Here is a 15,632-nt window from a genome sequence, read left to right on the forward strand (position 1 = left end):
GCAATATCTATATATTCTTTTAATTTTCGTTGTAATAAATTCTTGTCTATCAATTTTAGACAATTCATCTTCACCTATTTATATATCCAAATGGTGCTCTGTATTAAGTTTGGATAATAGAGTTACCGTCTCAACATGAGCGCTTCTTGCAAACATATCAACTGCGGCTACTCTCTCCACTTTATACACCTCACTCATCAAGGCGATGTCTCTCGCTAGGCTTGCGTGGTTACAGCTGATGTATACAATCTTTTCTATGCCGCTTGTCTTTAGCATATCTACTACTTTTTTATCTAGACCCTTTCTCGGCGGGTCGACTATGACTGCGTCGTAGGTTTTTTCTTTCAAGACTCTATTTATCGCGTCTTCTGCTTTGGCGTGTATAAATTTTGCGTTTTTTATGCCATTTGCCAAAGCGTTTTCGTCTGCGCTTTTAACTGAGGCTTCTACTACTTCGACTGCTGTTACTGATTTTGCTTCTTTCGCAGCGCATAAGCTTATGGTGCCTATGCCTGAGTACAGCTCCAATACATCCATTTGCGATGCGTCTCCTAAATACTCGAGTGCTTTTTTATATAAAACGTCCATCATCTCTAAATTCACTTGCAAAAATGTTTGCGGATATATTTTAAAATCTAGTCCCAAGATATTTACGCTTAAAAAGTCCTCGCCATATAGCTTAGTAAATTTTCTTCCATACAAAACTTTATCTGATTTATCGTTGATGTTTAGGTAAATGGATTTGACCTTGCTCATGTCTATGGCTGCTTTTAATTTTTCAATATCAATCACAATTTCTTCGTGCGATACAAAGGTGATCATCAGCTCATCTTTTTCGTTGTTTCTAAAGACTATGTCCTTGATATCGCCTTTCTTTGCCTTCCAATCGTAGCCCTTATAATTTTCTTTTACAAATTTTCTAAGTCCTTTGTAAACCGAAAGCGCTTCTTTATTCATGTAAAGCATCTCTTCTGAGTCGACTACTGTATTTGTGCCTTCTTCGAAATAACCGATAGCTACTTCGCCATTATATCCACGAGCGACCTTGACCTGTGTATTGTCTCTATAGTGTGCTAAAGTCTTCGCCATATACTCTTCTACGTCCACGTCAAGCCCAGCCATCTTCTTAAGGTTCATCTTAAGGCCGTTAACTTTCCACTCGAATTCTTTTTCATAAGAAAGGCCGCTTAAAATCGCCTCATCACTTGCTCCGTCCACACGAAACTCTGATGGCGAGACTATTTGCAAGACATCCGCCTCGATAAAGCTTTTCTTTTTCACTTCGTTTGTGATTGTGACTATATCACCAAGCACGGCTCCTTTAATAAAATAGACCAGTCCCTCGGACTTAGCAACGCCCCTTAGCTGACTGGTCATATCTTCAATGTAAAACTCTTTCATTAGATTGAACTTCTTAAATTGATTGTGTTGTCTATGATGGAAAGGTCTATGACTTTGCAGTCGTCGATGACGCGCTCGTTGTAATCGGGTGTTTTCTCGATATTTAAAAATTTGTTAATGGTTCCGATTGCTTCTTCAATTATGATAAGTCCGTCTTGATCAAGTCCTTTGCCTTTTTCCAAAATAATTGTCTTAAATGGTGTTTCATTCGGCTTAACTGAGCCTGATAGTGGATGTGTAAGTAGTTTATATCCTTCGTGAATTAGGTCTCTCGCCTTAAGTAAAACACCTGTGTAATTATCTACTTTGTCTATGTAGATCATGTCAAAGTCATCTTTGTATTTGTCTCTAACGTAGTCGTTGTTTGTAACTATGGTTCTTTTCATTTTAATTCTCCTCATTTATTCTTAAATTTTCTGCTAGCTCAGCTAGTTTTTTAAGTCTATGGTTTACGCCCGATTTGCCAAGCTCTGGCTCCATAAGCCTTCCAAGCTCTGCAAGTGATGCGTCTCTGTTGTTCAGTCTAAGTATTGCGAGTTCTTTTAAATCAGCATCTAGTGCGTCTAGGCCTATCATTTCGTCGATGTACTCTATATCAGCTACTTGCCTTGTCGATGCATCGACCGTTTTCTGTATATTGGCTGTTTCGCAGTTGGTCCGTCTGTTCGCATTATTTCTAACGTCCTTAACTACCCTGATATTCTCAAAGCTAAGCACTGCTCTCATCGCGCCTATAACTGTGAGAAAATCTGAAATTTCCTCGGCGCCTTTTAGGTAAGTGATGTAGTTACCTTTACGCATAACGTACTTCGCCCCAAGACCGTAGACGTTCATCAAGTCCTTGACCTCGTTTGCCTCGAACTCGCTTTCGAAGAGCATTTCGAGATGGTAGCCGCGCTCTGGATTAGTGATGGAGCCGACTGCCAAAAAGGCCGCTCTTAAGTAGCTCCTCCTCATATCGTCCGATTCTTTGATGGCTCTCGGCACTTTGTTCACGTCCAAAAAACCTTCCATGCGCGTGTCTTTAAACATCTGCATAACTATATCCGTATCGTTTAGGACTATGGTATAGATGTTCATCTTTTTTAGCTGCGTCATCTTTGATATGCCTACATCAAGGTCTGTATCGTATAAATTTCTGATTACTGTAAAAATTCGTCTTGCGAGAGCCGCTTTTTGCACTCTGAATGAAACAGCGACTTTCCCCGATATGAAGCTAATGGATGAGACGTATCTGACGTATGCCATAAGCTCAGCAAGGGAAGTGTCTTCGTCTGTGATCATCAGCTTAGCCGCTTCGTCCTTAGCTTTTTGTGAAAAACTCATTACTTCTCCTCATTCTTCTCTCTGTCGTACTCTTCTATAGCTTTTCTGATTATTTCTCTTTCTTGGCTGTATTTCATAAGCTTGATCGCTTCATCTCTTTCGTAAAACTTCGCCGTTTTAAAGCCTTCCATGCTCTGAGGCTTAGTGTGAGTGTCCTTTGTAGACATCAAAAAGAAATGCACCGTCTTATCAATCCTTATGTTTCTTACCTTGTTAATGAAAGAATATTCAATCTTGCCTAAATATTTTTTAATCTCGCCAGTGATTCCGCTTTCTTCCTTTACCTCGCGAAGCGCAGCCTCTTGAATGCTTTCGCCGCGCTCTATCCTGCCCTTTGGTAAAACGTAGTCGCCGTTGTACTTTTTCAAAAGTAGTATTAAATTGTTATTGATAATTACGCCTCCTGAGCTAAGTACCCTCACCTAAATCACCTGAACAATCTTAAAAATTTTTCTTCCTCATCTGAAATATTGTCTTGACTGAGTAAATATTCCTTCTTGATAAGTATCTCTTCTAGTTTCAGCCTGCCCTTCTTTGTTAGAGCCACGCTGTAATCAGAGTCTTCTTTCTCTATATATCCCTTTTTTAATAGCACTTCATAGGAACTAGTTAATTTTTCCTCGACAAGCTTGTCAGCCTCGTCCACGCCTAAGTAGCTAGCAATTTTGTCCTCTTTTATGTCATAAAATTGATAAATTAAATAAATGTACTCATCTATGTCATTTATGTCAAAAGTTTTGCCGCTTTTTTCTTTTTCTTCGTATTTTTTCTTTATTCTAAATTTATTTCTAAATCTTTGATTCTTTGTCATTAAAAATCCGACAACTACAAATGCTAATAATGCGACAGCTATAAGCCCCTTAAGAACTACCTCCGAAATGCCAGGCCTGTCAATGCGTGTAATTTGCACCCTCATAAGCTCATCGTTTCGATAGTCTTCGTAGTCCATGTCCTCATAAGGCGCGTTCACAAACTCATTTTTAGGATATTTTACGCCTATAGCCATGTCAATGGGCTCGTCCACTTCACTTATTTCTATGCTATCATCTGATTTTTCAATCTTAACACTATCAAGCGAGGTAAATATCTCAAGTTCTGGCTTGTCATAATAAACGCTATCGAAGGCTATGTCAATGGAGTTGATATGCGTGTTAAAAGCTCTGTATAGTCCAAAAACAAATCCGTCCGCTCTTTTAAATGCCTTTGGAAGGCCCTTGATCTTGTATGAAACTTCTTTGTCGCCGCCGTTAAAGTCAAAGATGTACTTAGTTCCCGACTCAAAGCTATCTCTAAGGCTCTTTCCTTCTACATCGTAGACCTCAGCGCCCTTTGGTACATCGATTGCAAATTTAAAACTTGTGTGCTCCGTCTCGATCTTGACGTCTACATACATCGCGTCCTCCATAAGATTCATCTTGTAAGTCATTTTATTTTCGCTCTTTGCAAAAGCATTAAATCCCGTCAAAACTATCAGCATGACAGAAAAAATTATTAAGAACTTAAATTTCTTCATTTGACTCTCCTCCTCGTACTCTAAATACATTTATACCCATTTACTCCATAAAAGCTAACAAATTCGCGTCCTTTTTTAAATTTAATTTATTAAAGTCATCCTCATTCATAGTGACTAGGCAAATGGCGGATGGCCCGCCCGATTTATGATAATCAAAATCATGATTTACTATGCGCGCTCTTAAACCTGAGTGTGACTCGATCTCAGCTATTTCATGCGCCGCACCTTTTGAGCCGATGGGAACGATGTCATGAATATAGTTTTGCTCCTTTAAATATATATAATCACTCATGCTCATGGCTCTGTCACGATGCTTTATAAGCTCCTCGCCGACAAGTGCCTGACCGATGGCATAGACCCGATCGCCTTTTTGCGCCTTGCGTATATCTATCCCCCTAGCCAAAACTGTAACGCCTATCCCAGTCATATTTGTTAAAAAATTTTCTTCGCTTGAACCAGTAAAAGCATTTTCACTCGTCATGCCCGCTTCACTCATCGCCATCTTGATACCGCGAATAATTTTTTCGCCATAGGGCTCTCTTTCGTTACAAAGCGTGTCAACCAAGACCATGGGCGTGCTTCTTGCACATAAAAGCTCAACTATTGGCACAAAAGCCGCATAATATGAGACCATTTCTACATCTGCAAAGACTTCGTCACATGGCTTCTCGCCTATGCCCCCAGCGCTATCACAAGCAAGAACTAAATTCATTTCATCTAAAATTATTAAATCTCTAAATTTTTTCATACGGCCTCCATTACATATTTTTAATAAATATGATATAATATATATTATATCACAAGAAGAGTGTATTTAATACTTTAATTCTAAGGAGGGCAAAATGAATTTTGAAGATAAATTAAAAAATTATGCGAAAGTTGTTATCGAAAGGGGCATAAACGTACAAAAAGGCATGCCGCTAGTTATAAATACTTCGACCCAAGCGATGGATTTCGTAAGAAAATTAACTGAACTTGCCTACGAAAGAGGCGCAAGTGAAGTAATTGTAAGGATTCACGACGACGAATGCGACAGAATGAGCGCGATGATGATGAGTGAAGAGGCAATCAAGCACGCGCCTGAGTGGAAGCTTGATATGATGCTTGATTTTGCAGAGAGAAAGGCTGGCTTTTTATCAGTAATCGCACCAAATCCGTCTCTAATGAAGGACGTCTCTCCTGAAAGACTTATGCTTATGCGCAGCGTGAACGCAAATCTTATGAAACCTTTCCAAAAATACACTATGAACGACATAAACCCATGGTGCGTCGTAGCAGTGCCATCAAAGGCTTGGGCAGATAAAGTTTTACCCAACGTATCTGAAGACAAGCGTATATCAGAGCTATGGGACTTAATATTTAAGATAGTTAGAGTAGATGGCTCTGATCCAGACAAGGCTTGGGACGATTTTGAAAATAATATACAAGAAAAAGCTAAGTACTTAAACGAAATGCAATTCGAAAAACTTCATTACACATCAAAATTAGGTACTGATTTAACTATAGAGATGCCAAAAAATCATCTATGGATAGGCGGCTCATCCATGAGCGAGACAGGCGTTCGCTTCACAGCTAATATCCCGACTGAAGAAATTTTCTCCGCTCCTAAAAGAGATGGGGTGAGTGGTATAGTTTACGCGACAAAACCATTGTCATTATCAGGAAAATTAGCAGAAAACTTTTCACTAAGATTTGAGCATGGTAAATGCGTAGAAGTAAAAGCAGAGAAAAATCAAAAATTATTAGAAGATTTAATCGCGACAGATGAAAACGCTTGTATGCTAGGCGAAGTCGCTCTTGTGCAAAACGACTCACCTATTAGCAATAGTAAAAAATTATTTTACTCAACACTTTTCGACGAGAACGCATCCTGTCACCTAGCTTTTGGAGCTGCTTACCCAACTTGCGTCCAAGGCGGCGCTGCCATGAGCGAAGAAGAATTACTTAAAAATGGTATAAATGATAGCAAAATTCATGTCGATTTTATGATTGGTGATGAAACAACAGAGATAATTGGGTATAAAGATAATAAAGAATACAAAATATTTGAAAAAGGCAATTGGGCCTTTTAAGGGGGGAATAATTATGAACGAAAATTTTGTATACGATGAATTTAATCCTAAGATGAAAGGCGGCAGAGCAAGCGGCATAACAGAGATTTTTCAAGCAACAAACTCCTACATCAAAAACAATATCAAGGCACTTCTTTGCTTTGCACTAGTTTACATCGTGCTTATAGGCGGATTTCTAGCCTTAAATGTTGGATCCATAATGCAAATTTCATCAGAGACATTAAACATCCAAATGAGAAAGAATAATCAAATCGATGCAAATATCAGTGGTCTAGAAGATTTCACAAACGAGCTTGATGACGCAGAAAGCTTTGATGATGTTATGAGCAGCATCAAGAATTTTAGAGACAGAGGCGGCTTAAACGATAAAGACCTAAACGCTTTCATGAATATCACAAGAACATCAACACTTATGATACTAAGCTTCTTAATCATGGGCATAGCAATTCAATTAATCGCCATCGCCTTCGTTACACACGTTAACAAGTGGATATTCAAGATGAATAGAGGCGTAAAAGACGTAACAGAGTCCGTATTCATAAAATTTATTAAAGGTATAGCAATAACAATAATATTTGGACTAATATCTGGCGCGACAGCCATAATCTTTGGTATAATCAGCGCTATGACAGGCTCTTATGATGCTATAGTCATAATCATGACACTAGTATTAGCACTAGTTAACTTCTACATCGGCCTAGCAGGAGCCTTCGCCTACTACTTAGTTACAACAAACAAGTACATCGGCATAGGCACATGCATCAGCGCAGCCTTTGGCATAGTCAATAGATTTATATTCAACTGGATAGGCAAAATGCTAATTATTTATATAGGCACTTTTGTAGTAGGAGGCTTCGCAACACTAGTTATAGCCTTGATTGCAACAGGACTAAGAGCGCCATGGGTATTTGCACTAGCAGCCATCCCTTGGATATGCGCTACGCTTTATTCAACAGTCTACTCACAAATGGCTATGTGCGACTACACAAACCAATACGAGTTTAGAACAGGAAGAGTAGTCAGAGACTACGACTACTACGACATCTACGAAGATGACGGATACGACTACACAGACAAACCAAGACGCTACCAAGATGACGAAGCAAGAAGCGTGGATGATTTTTATAATAACTTGGATAGATAATTAATAGATTTTGAAATGAATTAAGCGCATCGTGAGGTGCGCTTTTTTTGTGAAGGAAAGAAATAATAGGCTATGAAAAATCATAGCCTATAAATTAAAATAATATTTCTGTATCTAATAGTTCATTTAATCCATCATATATTTTCTTTTTTATATTTTCTACAGTATTAAATTTATTAGATATCATAAATTGTTTTTCTAAAAAAGGTTCTCCATAACTGTTGAAGGGAATTGGTATTAATTCGTTTTCAATCATTCTAGGGTTAAGTTTAGTAAATTCATTCTTGCCCATTAAACCCATCCTTCCTTTTATTTTATTCCTTAGGATTGGCTCTAAAATATTTTTAACGTAATGCAAATTAATATCTTCTAGCTTTGGAATAAAAATAACTCTATCTGCTGTAGCTGAGAACTTTCCATCTATAATGGTCAAAATGCCAGCTAATCCATTTACTGATGATGTTAAATATTTTCCATCATAATCATAATCATCTCTAAAGGCCAATGGTTTATTATTGTCTGCTGAAAACACAGGGTACTCTCCCTTATGATTTTTACAATAAGTTTTCGTATAAATTGCTTTCCCTCTTTGAATATCAAATAATTCTCTAACCCTTATATATATATATATATATATAAGGCGTTTCTTGATCAAATTGTACGTTTGATAAAGTAAATGGGAACCCTTTTTCTAAAATAGAGTTTTTCATTTCTTCAATGGCTTTGTACTTACTTACAATTTCTTTTTGTTTTTCAATATCAATCTTGTCTTCTTCGTTTAATGGAAAGTTAATTTTTATATTTAATTCTTTAATCATTGTACTGTTAATTTTTGTATATTCATTTTTCCCCCCAACACCTTCTCTTCCTTTGACATTTTCTCTGAAAATAGGCTCTAAAATTCTCTTTATATATTCTAAATCAACGAGTCCTTTATATTTATCTTTAAGCTTCATAATTCCTACAATATTTGTAATAGAAAATTTACCATCTATTTTCCTTATAAATCCACCTAAACCGTCAGTATTCCATATCAAATATTCCCCATCATACATATACGAATCTATATATCCAAATGAGCTATCAATTTGAGTAGAAAATACAGGATAATCGCCTTTATTATTATCAATATATTTTTTAGAAATAACTTTTCCTCGCTCTATATCAAATAAATCATCAAATGGAATCTCTTTTATTCCCACATTTATTTCTTTTAAAAAATCAACTTGAACGTATCTAAAATATTCTAATTTCTCTTTAAATTCCTTTTTCTTTTCCTCTACAATTTCATATTTTTTTACTATTTCTTTTTGTAGCTCCAAATCAAATTCTCCATTACCATCAACAGGAATTTCTAATTTGATATTCTTTATTCTATATAACGATGCTTTATTAGTCCAAGAAAAGTCTTTTGAAGAAAAAATAGATCTTAATTTAATTTCTATAAATTTCAAAGATATATTTTCAATATCGTCTTTCAAATACCAAACTCTAGAGTCTGATCCTATAGAAAATTTTGCCTTTTCCCTATATATTATAGTCCCAGCATTTGCACCATTTGTTGTTATTTGCAAGCATTCCATATAATAATCATAGGTATTTATATATCCTTTGTTCATATCTCCTGTTGTTTTCGCAGAATAGACTGGATATTCCCCAGGATTAGCGTTGATATATTTAAGTGAATACTTTGAATTTCCACCTTGATTATCCATAATTTCATCTAATTTAACTTCCTTACACATTACTTCAGCCATTCCAATTCCTCCTTGAATTCATTCATTAGAGAAATCATATCGTCAAGTAACATTTGAAATTCATCTACAGTCACTACTTTTTTAGCCTTTTTAAGTCCTATCTCAATTTTTTCTTCTTCAGACCAAAAGTTTTCTATTATCCATGATTTATCTTTATCAAACTCTTTAATATCTAATAATTTTAATTTAGGATCTGATTCAATATGATTTTTTATTAAATCTCTTAGATTATTTTTGTCTTCTTTTCTATAGAAGTTGTATTTGGCAACAGCTTCTTTTAAATCATTATCCTCAATATCAAATCTATAAACATCAAGGCTTTCTCCTATGCTTGTTGCAATATAAGCAAAAACTGGATAATCTTGCTTTTTATTTTCTTCTTTTTCTCTTTCACTTGCTTTTCTAACCGTTAATATATATGTCTTTTTAGGTGTATTGAAAAACGCTCCTACTGGAAGTGAGATTATGCTTTCCACAAAAAAATTATTTAAAATATATTCTTTAAGCTTACTGTTGGCATAGTTTGAAAAAATCCCATCTGGTAATACAACATTTGCAGTTCCTCCAGGTTTAAGGGACTTTAATATCCATTCTAAAAATAAACTTTCTACCCCTGCACCATTTAAACTGTATTTTTCTGTGTCTTTTGCCGCTTCCATCATTACTTTGCTTTGATAATAAGGCGGATTGGCAAGAATTAAATCATATTTATTTTCTTCTAACTCTCCTAATGTTCCAAGCATTGTTTGATATAAATAGTATGACTCATTTAATAAACTTTGTGATATTGTTTTAACATCTTGTAATGAATTATTTTTCTTAAAAAGTTCTGAAAAATATATTAGCATATTAGCTTTAGCAAGTATTATAGTCAAATCGTCTCTTTCAGACATCATCTTATCAAATCCAATTATTTTGATACGCTTCTCAAGTTTTTTCTTTTTATAATTATAATATTCTGGAATTTTATCTTCTATTGCTTCGAGTATAAACTTCCCTACGCCACAAGCTGGATCGCATATTGACATACCTTCATATATATCTACCATTTGAATCATTTCTGTAACAATTTTTAAAGGAGTAAAAAATTGTCCCATATTTGCTTTTTCATTGCTATGCTTCATAAAAGTTTCAAAAAGTTTTGACTTAAAATCAGCACTGATATGGATAAACTTTCCATTTTCCTTTTCATAGTTCTCAAATTCTAGAATTACTTCTTTAAATATTTTATCTGTATTATCTGGACTAATGTATTGATTAAACTCATCTTTTTTTATATGAAATACTTGTCCATTGATTATGCTGGTTCCGTCTTGTCCTTCTGGAAATATTGTCCTCATAGTCTCTCTTGGTCCTTCTAGATATTTACCTAAAACCTTTGAATCATTATTTTTAGAGTCTTTATCTTTATCTTTATCTTTGTCTTTATCTTCTTTCTCATACATGCTGGCTATGTAAGAAAAAGAATTATCTCCACTTAACACACCAATATCAGAAAGATATTTAAATAAAAATAACTCAACAAATGTATATAAAGACATTTTAGCAGAAGCAAATGTTAAATTTACAAGTTTTTTATTTATTTTTATCGCTAAATCTGTTGGGTCTAAAAATTCTTTCTTAAGAATTTGATCTGACGTATCGTTAATAGATATTAATATATCATTTATTAATTTTGCTACTTCTTTTCCGTTTTCCTTAGGTTTTATTTCTAAATTAATATAATTTCCATTTTCATCAATTATTGGGTTTCCTGTTTTAGGATTAATCCAATAAAATGAAGTTCCATCGCTAACTACATATATCTTTGCATTTATTGCTTTTGCTACAAATAACTCTTGCTCTATTGCTTTCTCTAAATCTTTATCATTTTTTAAATTAATTGGCGTTTTTTGCTCAACATAGATAATTACATTTTTTTCACTATCTATTATTAAAACATCTGGTTTTTTTGAAGAAACATTTTTGGAAACACTGTATTCTTTAATTATAGATGATCTCATTAGGCTGCCAATTGTTGTAGCTCCTAAGTTTAAACATTCATACTTGTCTAAAATACTAACATTATTGCTAAATATTTCATTTTGAATAATTTGTTCAGATTTGCTCACTGCTCTTTCCTCCTAAACGAATATTAATAAGTAGTAAATTATATTTAATATAATAACCTCTAAATTTATTATATCATATTTTAAGTTTAACTTAAATAAATTAAATAATTTTAAAAATCTGACTGAAAATTAAGGGGAATTTTCCCCCTATTTTTCATTTTGCATATAAATAGACGAAGTGGCTATACTATAAACATGGTTTTGCAAATAACGCCTTTTTATGTTATAATAACTACAAGAAAAAATATATTTAAGGAGGAAGAAATGAGTAAATTTATAGCGGATAAAAGCTTTTTTGAATTATTTCCTGAGGCGAAGCTTGGGGTAATTTTAGTTAAAAACATGGAAAATTCGGACGAAAGCCCGATTGAAGTAAAAAAGATGCTTCTTGATGCGAACGATGAGGCGGAAAAATATCTTGTAGCTGGACAGCTTAGTGAGAATAAGGAGATTGCTGTTTGGAGAGAGGCTTACAAGAAGTTTAAGACTAAAAAAGGCGCGAGATGCTCGATTGAAGCGCTTTTAAAGAGACTTTCTAAGGGCAACATCGTTGGCTCGATCAATACTTTGGTTGACATCTATAACGCTGCATCGCTTAAGTTTGCGCTTCCATGCGGTGCTGAGGACTCTGACAAGTTCGTTGGCGATTTAAAATTAACTATCACTGAGGGCGGCGATGAATTTCAAGCTATCGGCGAGGATCCGTCTGAAACTTATGAGGGCGAACTTTGCTACAAGGACGACAAGGGCGCTATCTGCAGATGCTTTAACTGGCGCGATGGCATCAGAACCATGATTACTGAGGATACGAAAAATGCTTTCATGATTATGGAGCTAGTTGATCCAGATAGATATGATGCGCTTGAAGGAGCTCTTGAGTTTTTGAAGGAAAATTTGACTAAGTACTTAAACGCAGACGTGGCAGTACACATTTTAGATAAAGATAATCCTTCAGTAGAAATATAAAGAATTTTGCATAAGAATGGGCATATGGTCTAAACCATATGCCCTTGTTTTTATTCGAGTTAATATATTTATTAATTCTATGCTAAAGTTCTTAGATAGAATAGATGGATGGGACGAAGTGGAGCTTTGAGGCAAGCGGAATGTATATGTGGGTACCTGAGCATTGCACATCGAAAAGTGTTTTCCTTCGCTTGCTACGTCTACATAAATTGTTAATTTCTAAGCTTGCTCACCTGTGGTCTCATATCCGTTCGCTTCGCTCAACTAAATGAGCCCACGGGCGGCTCACTGCGCTAAGAAATTAATGCAATTTATTCCGAAGGCTGCGCTCGTGAAAATCACTTTTCTCAATATTAGGTCAAGGGCTCGTTTTAACAAGAACTAATCTACATAAACCTGAAATCCTTTAGCTAAGGGATTACTTGAATAATCAATCGTAAATTTTTCAATATAATCCATATTCTTGTTCACGCAAACCTTAAAACCGTCTACGTCCATGATTATGTCGTTTTCATCTGACTTATCCAAAGTCACGCCATAGATGGCGCCCCTTCAGGAGTAGTTTAAAACTCTTATGCGTAGGGCCTTGTCTTTATTTTCCTTCACGCCAAGCTCGTTAAGTCTTGCCGCTGCTTTATTTTTTATTTCTATTTTCATAATATCACCAAGCTATATATACCCAAAGCTATAAAATTTATCTATAGTTTCTATGTTTTTATAAAGATTTATGAATGATATTGCCATTTTAATGGAAAAACGTACTACTAAAGTATGATTTTTAAAAAAGTACTTGACAAAATCGATTTAGCGTGCTATACTATAACCAAGATAGATGGATAACATCTATCGAAAAAGAAAATTAGCTCCATCCCTTGACTTTATATAGATACGAAGCTAAATATTTTAGCAAGGAATGAATGGCTTAACTTTTACTATTTGAGAGCGAAAGCGGATCAAAGGTAAATAAAGTCTAAATTAGATGAACCTTAAGTGGCAACAGCTGCTGAAGTGCTTGTTTAATCATATTCTCTTAATTCTTATATAAGAAGAATAAGATATTTATTAGTGGAGGTAATTTAGAAATAAAATTTAATATTTATGACGATGGTAGATGACATGTGTTAAAGGTCACGACTATGAAAAGAGTTTTATTCATCTCTCGAGTGGAGAATTATTTATCTTTTCAAGGTGAAAATTAAACAATGAAGTGCATATGGATGAATCTACAAAGTAAGATCGCTAAGAAAGAATGTATAAGATGTTCTTTTGAAGCACACGAACGAAAGGAAGTTGTTAAAGCGATGATTGAACCTAAAGGAAATCGTCAAGGGATGGATAGCTAATATTTTTTAAATATTAGCTATAATTTTGCGTTCAAACGCGCCCTTGAGCTCGTTCCCTCCTCGGCAATGCTCGAGTACTTTTGTACACTCCGCTTGCCTCGTCAGTCCACTTCGCTCAATCATCACGTTTGCTCCGCAAAATAGTTTGATCAGATTCATTGACATGAATAAGTAATCTAAAGAATTTATTTATTTTGATGTGGATCGATTAAATTTTAGCTTTTTTGATTAAACTTCGCTTGCCTCAAATCTTCATTTCGCCCAATCATCTAGATGCGAAGCAGTAAGGTTCTCGTCCATTTATGGACGGGGTTCTTCTTTTCCTAAGAAATTATAATTATTAAGATACTATCTTTTTAAATATTAGCTTTTTTTGTGTTCAAACGCCAATCTCAGCATAGCGCAAAGGTTTTTGATTAAATAATTTTTATTCTTTCCTAAGAAATTATAGTTAGGTTGATGTGGGTCGATTTTAAAATTTTATCTTTTTTATAAAAGCTCTTGACAAAATCTATAAAATTAATTAAAATAATTATATAATAAATACATGGGAATGAAGTTCTCCCACGAAATGAAACCGCTATAAGCTGATGACTTCTGTTTTTTACAGGGGTAGCAGCTTTTTTTGTGCAATTATTATTTTTTAGGCGCAAATTTATAGCAAAAGAAAAAGGAGTAAATTATGATACAATCACTAGCATTTATACTATTACTCGGCCTAATACTAGCCGAAGCATCAAAACGTCTCAAGCTGCCACGCATAGTCGGCATGCTATTTACAGGGGTTCTCTTAGGTCCCTTCGTACTAAATCTCTTAGATCCGAAAATCCTCTCAATCTCGGCTGAACTAAGGCAAATCGCCCTACTCATAATTCTGATCAAGGCAGGACTATCACTTGACCTAAAAGATTTAAAAAAAGCAAGCAGACCAGCACTTTTACTAAGTTTTTTGCCAGCGAGCTTCGAAATTTTGGGTTATGCACTTTTTGCACCCATTTTGCTAAAAATTCGTGCCATTGACGCCTTGCTTATGGGCGCTGTACTAAGCGCAGTCTCACCTGCAGTCGTTGTGCCTCGTATGTCCATGCTCATGGATGAGGGCTACGGAACGAAAAAAGCAATACCGCAAATGATTATGGCGGGCGCATCCATGGATGACATCTACGTAATCGTGTTATTTACTAGCTTTTTAGGCATGGCAATGGGTAAAGGCGTTGACCTAAGTAAATTCGCCGCGATTCCCATCAGCATAGTTCTAGGCATTGCAATAGGTGCGGTCTTTGGGCTTGTGGCGAGCTTTGTCTTTGAACAATCATTTTCGAAAAAACATTTAATAAGAAACAGCATGAAGGCTCTAATCATCATGGCTCTAAGCTTTTTACTCGTTGCAATCGAGGGACTGCTTAAGGAAAAAGTTGCCATTTCCTCGCTTATAGCTGTCGTTACCATGGCGATGACCATTAGAATAAAGAGTGTGGAGAGCGTTTCTTCTAGACTTTCGGCGAAATTTGCCAAGCTTTGGATAGCCGCCGAGGTCATGCTCTTTGTACTTGTTGGCGCCGAGGTCGACATCCGCTACACACTTGACGCTGGGCTGATGGCGGTGGTGATGATATTTGCAGCGCTTGCCTTTAGAACGGTCGGCGTAATCATCTCGACCATAGGCACTGGACTTAATAAAAAGGAAAAGCTATTCACAGTTTTTAGTTATCTACCGAAAGCGACAGTGCAAGCGGCGATAGGCTCTGTGCCACTAGCTATGGGACTTGAAAGCGGCAAGATAATTTTGTCTGTCGCAGCACTTGCGATACTTATTACTGCGCCGTTGGGAGCGACACTCATGGATTTGACCTACAAAAAATTCTTAGAGAAATAATTTCACGCCCGTGCGATGCACCAAGGTTCTCGCGACACATCCAAAGCGAAGCTTTGATGGTGGGTGAGGTTCTTCAAATTGTGCCTAAGGCTTGCGCGCTCGCTTCCTCCTTACGGAGTACCT

At 35.7% G+C, this 15,632-nt stretch carries 14 protein-coding genes and 1 riboswitch; of the genes, 4 read left to right on the forward strand and 10 right to left on the reverse strand.

Annotated features, from left to right (window positions below; all coding sequences use genetic code 11):
* Window positions 1-78: 78 nt before the first annotated feature.
* The 6 genes from rlmD to M1R53_RS07160 are packed head-to-tail and all read right to left on the reverse strand — an operon-like array spanning window position 79 to window position 4,988.
* The gene (gene rlmD, locus M1R53_RS07135; RefSeq protein ID WP_249242532.1) at window positions 79-1,401 is read right to left on the reverse strand and encodes a 23S rRNA (uracil(1939)-C(5))-methyltransferase RlmD; all 1,323 of its coding nucleotides are present in this window, start codon (window positions 1,399-1,401) and stop codon (window positions 79-81) included.
* Window positions 1,401-1,787 (reverse strand): GrdX family protein, encoded by a 387-nt coding sequence (locus M1R53_RS07140; RefSeq protein WP_019214438.1) that lies wholly within the window; start codon window positions 1,785-1,787, stop codon window positions 1,401-1,403. Before M1R53_RS07140 ends, rlmD begins: the two co-directional genes overlap by 1 nt.
* Before the next feature lies 1 nt (window position 1,788).
* Complete coding sequence (gene whiA, locus M1R53_RS07145; RefSeq protein ID WP_070600170.1) at window positions 1,789-2,727, reverse strand: DNA-binding protein WhiA; 939 nt, start codon at window positions 2,725-2,727, stop codon at window positions 1,789-1,791.
* Window positions 2,727-3,149 carry an NUDIX hydrolase gene (locus M1R53_RS07150; protein WP_019214436.1) on the reverse strand — a complete coding sequence of 141 codons (423 nt, stop codon included), beginning with the start codon at window positions 3,147-3,149 and terminating at the stop codon, window positions 2,727-2,729. The genes whiA and M1R53_RS07150 overlap by 1 nt, the downstream gene beginning before the upstream one ends.
* Window positions 3,150-3,154: 5 nt before the next feature.
* Window positions 3,155-4,240, reverse strand: a complete 1,086-nt coding sequence (locus M1R53_RS07155) for a hypothetical protein (RefSeq protein WP_249242533.1) — start codon at window positions 4,238-4,240, stop codon at window positions 3,155-3,157.
* A gap of 40 nt (window positions 4,241-4,280) precedes the next feature.
* Window positions 4,281-4,988: a hypothetical protein gene (locus M1R53_RS07160; protein ID WP_249242534.1), complete on the reverse strand. Its 708-nt coding sequence runs from the start codon at window positions 4,986-4,988 to the stop codon at window positions 4,281-4,283.
* Window positions 4,989-5,082: 94 nt separating this feature from the next.
* On the opposite strand from M1R53_RS07160, the gene M1R53_RS07165 reads away from it, so the two are divergent.
* Window positions 5,083-6,312, forward strand: a complete 1,230-nt coding sequence (locus M1R53_RS07165; RefSeq protein ID WP_249242535.1) for an aminopeptidase — start codon at window positions 5,083-5,085, stop codon at window positions 6,310-6,312.
* A gap of 13 nt (window positions 6,313-6,325) precedes the next feature.
* Window positions 6,326-7,456, forward strand: coding sequence for a PTS sugar transporter subunit IIC (locus M1R53_RS07170; protein WP_249242536.1), 1,131 nt, complete (start codon window positions 6,326-6,328; stop codon window positions 7,454-7,456).
* A 94-nt stretch (window positions 7,457-7,550) separates the two neighbouring features.
* Here the strand turns inward: M1R53_RS07170 and M1R53_RS07175 are convergent, their stop codons facing one another.
* From M1R53_RS07175 to M1R53_RS07185, 3 genes are read right to left on the reverse strand one after another with little or no spacing between them, the layout of a single operon-like run.
* The gene (locus tag M1R53_RS07175; protein ID WP_249242537.1) at window positions 7,551-8,111 is read right to left on the reverse strand and encodes a restriction endonuclease subunit S; all 561 of its coding nucleotides are present in this window, start codon (window positions 8,109-8,111) and stop codon (window positions 7,551-7,553) included.
* Window positions 8,065-9,213, reverse strand: a complete 1,149-nt coding sequence (locus M1R53_RS07180) for a restriction endonuclease subunit S (RefSeq protein ID WP_249242539.1) — start codon at window positions 9,211-9,213, stop codon at window positions 8,065-8,067. The genes M1R53_RS07175 and M1R53_RS07180 overlap by 47 nt, the downstream gene beginning before the upstream one ends.
* Window positions 9,201-11,324 carry an HsdM family class I SAM-dependent methyltransferase gene (locus M1R53_RS07185; protein WP_249242540.1) on the reverse strand — a complete coding sequence of 708 codons (2,124 nt, stop codon included), beginning with the start codon at window positions 11,322-11,324 and terminating at the stop codon, window positions 9,201-9,203. Before M1R53_RS07185 ends, M1R53_RS07180 begins: the two co-directional genes overlap by 13 nt.
* Window positions 11,325-11,588: 264 nt before the next feature.
* Here M1R53_RS07185 and M1R53_RS07190 point away from each other — a divergent pair, with 264 nt between their 5' ends.
* Window positions 11,589-12,290 carry a B3/B4 domain-containing protein gene (locus M1R53_RS07190; RefSeq protein WP_249242541.1) on the forward strand — a complete coding sequence of 234 codons (702 nt, stop codon included), beginning with the start codon at window positions 11,589-11,591 and terminating at the stop codon, window positions 12,288-12,290.
* Between the two features lie 381 nt (window positions 12,291-12,671).
* Here the strand turns inward: M1R53_RS07190 and M1R53_RS07195 are convergent, their stop codons facing one another.
* Window positions 12,672-12,818, reverse strand: a complete 147-nt coding sequence (locus tag M1R53_RS07195) for an iron-sulfur cluster assembly accessory protein (RefSeq protein ID WP_249242542.1) — start codon at window positions 12,816-12,818, stop codon at window positions 12,672-12,674.
* Between the two features lie 1,355 nt (window positions 12,819-14,173).
* Window positions 14,174-14,240: riboswitch (Fluoride riboswitch) on the forward strand.
* A 75-nt stretch (window positions 14,241-14,315) separates the two neighbouring features.
* Here M1R53_RS07195 and M1R53_RS07200 point away from each other — a divergent pair.
* A complete protein-coding gene (locus M1R53_RS07200) occupies window positions 14,316-15,509 on the forward strand; it encodes a cation:proton antiporter (RefSeq protein WP_249242543.1) in 1,194 nt (397 codons plus the stop codon).
* The last annotated feature ends 123 nt before the right edge of the window (window positions 15,510-15,632 follow it).

The organism is Fenollaria massiliensis (genome assembly GCF_023347705.1).
Taxonomy (GTDB): domain Bacteria; phylum Bacillota; class Clostridia; order Tissierellales; family Peptoniphilaceae; genus Fenollaria; species Fenollaria massiliensis.

What these genes read in the sequence shown, in the direction of transcription:
- rlmD (WP_249242532.1), bottom strand. Translation starts at nt 1,401, where the DNA reads ATGAAAGAGTTTTACATTGAAGATATGACCAGTCAGCTAAGGGGCGTT.
- M1R53_RS07140 (WP_019214438.1), bottom strand. Translation starts at nt 1,787, where the DNA reads ATGAAAAGAACCATAGTTACAAACAACGACTACGTTAGAGACAAATAC.
- whiA (WP_070600170.1), bottom strand. Translation starts at nt 2,727, where the DNA reads ATGAGTTTTTCACAAAAAGCTAAGGACGAAGCGGCTAAGCTGATGATC.
- M1R53_RS07155 (WP_249242533.1), bottom strand. Translation starts at nt 4,240, where the DNA reads ATGAAGAAATTTAAGTTCTTAATAATTTTTTCTGTCATGCTGATAGTT.
- M1R53_RS07160 (WP_249242534.1), bottom strand. Translation starts at nt 4,988, where the DNA reads ATGAAAAAATTTAGAGATTTAATAATTTTAGATGAAATGAATTTAGTT.
- M1R53_RS07165 (WP_249242535.1), top strand. Translation starts at nt 5,083, where the DNA reads ATGAATTTTGAAGATAAATTAAAAAATTATGCGAAAGTTGTTATCGAA.
- M1R53_RS07170 (WP_249242536.1), top strand. Translation starts at nt 6,326, where the DNA reads ATGAACGAAAATTTTGTATACGATGAATTTAATCCTAAGATGAAAGGC.
- M1R53_RS07180 (WP_249242539.1), bottom strand. Translation starts at nt 9,213, where the DNA reads ATGGCTGAAGTAATGTGTAAGGAAGTTAAATTAGATGAAATTATGGAT.
- M1R53_RS07190 (WP_249242541.1), top strand. Translation starts at nt 11,589, where the DNA reads ATGAGTAAATTTATAGCGGATAAAAGCTTTTTTGAATTATTTCCTGAG.
- M1R53_RS07200 (WP_249242543.1), top strand. Translation starts at nt 14,316, where the DNA reads ATGATACAATCACTAGCATTTATACTATTACTCGGCCTAATACTAGCC.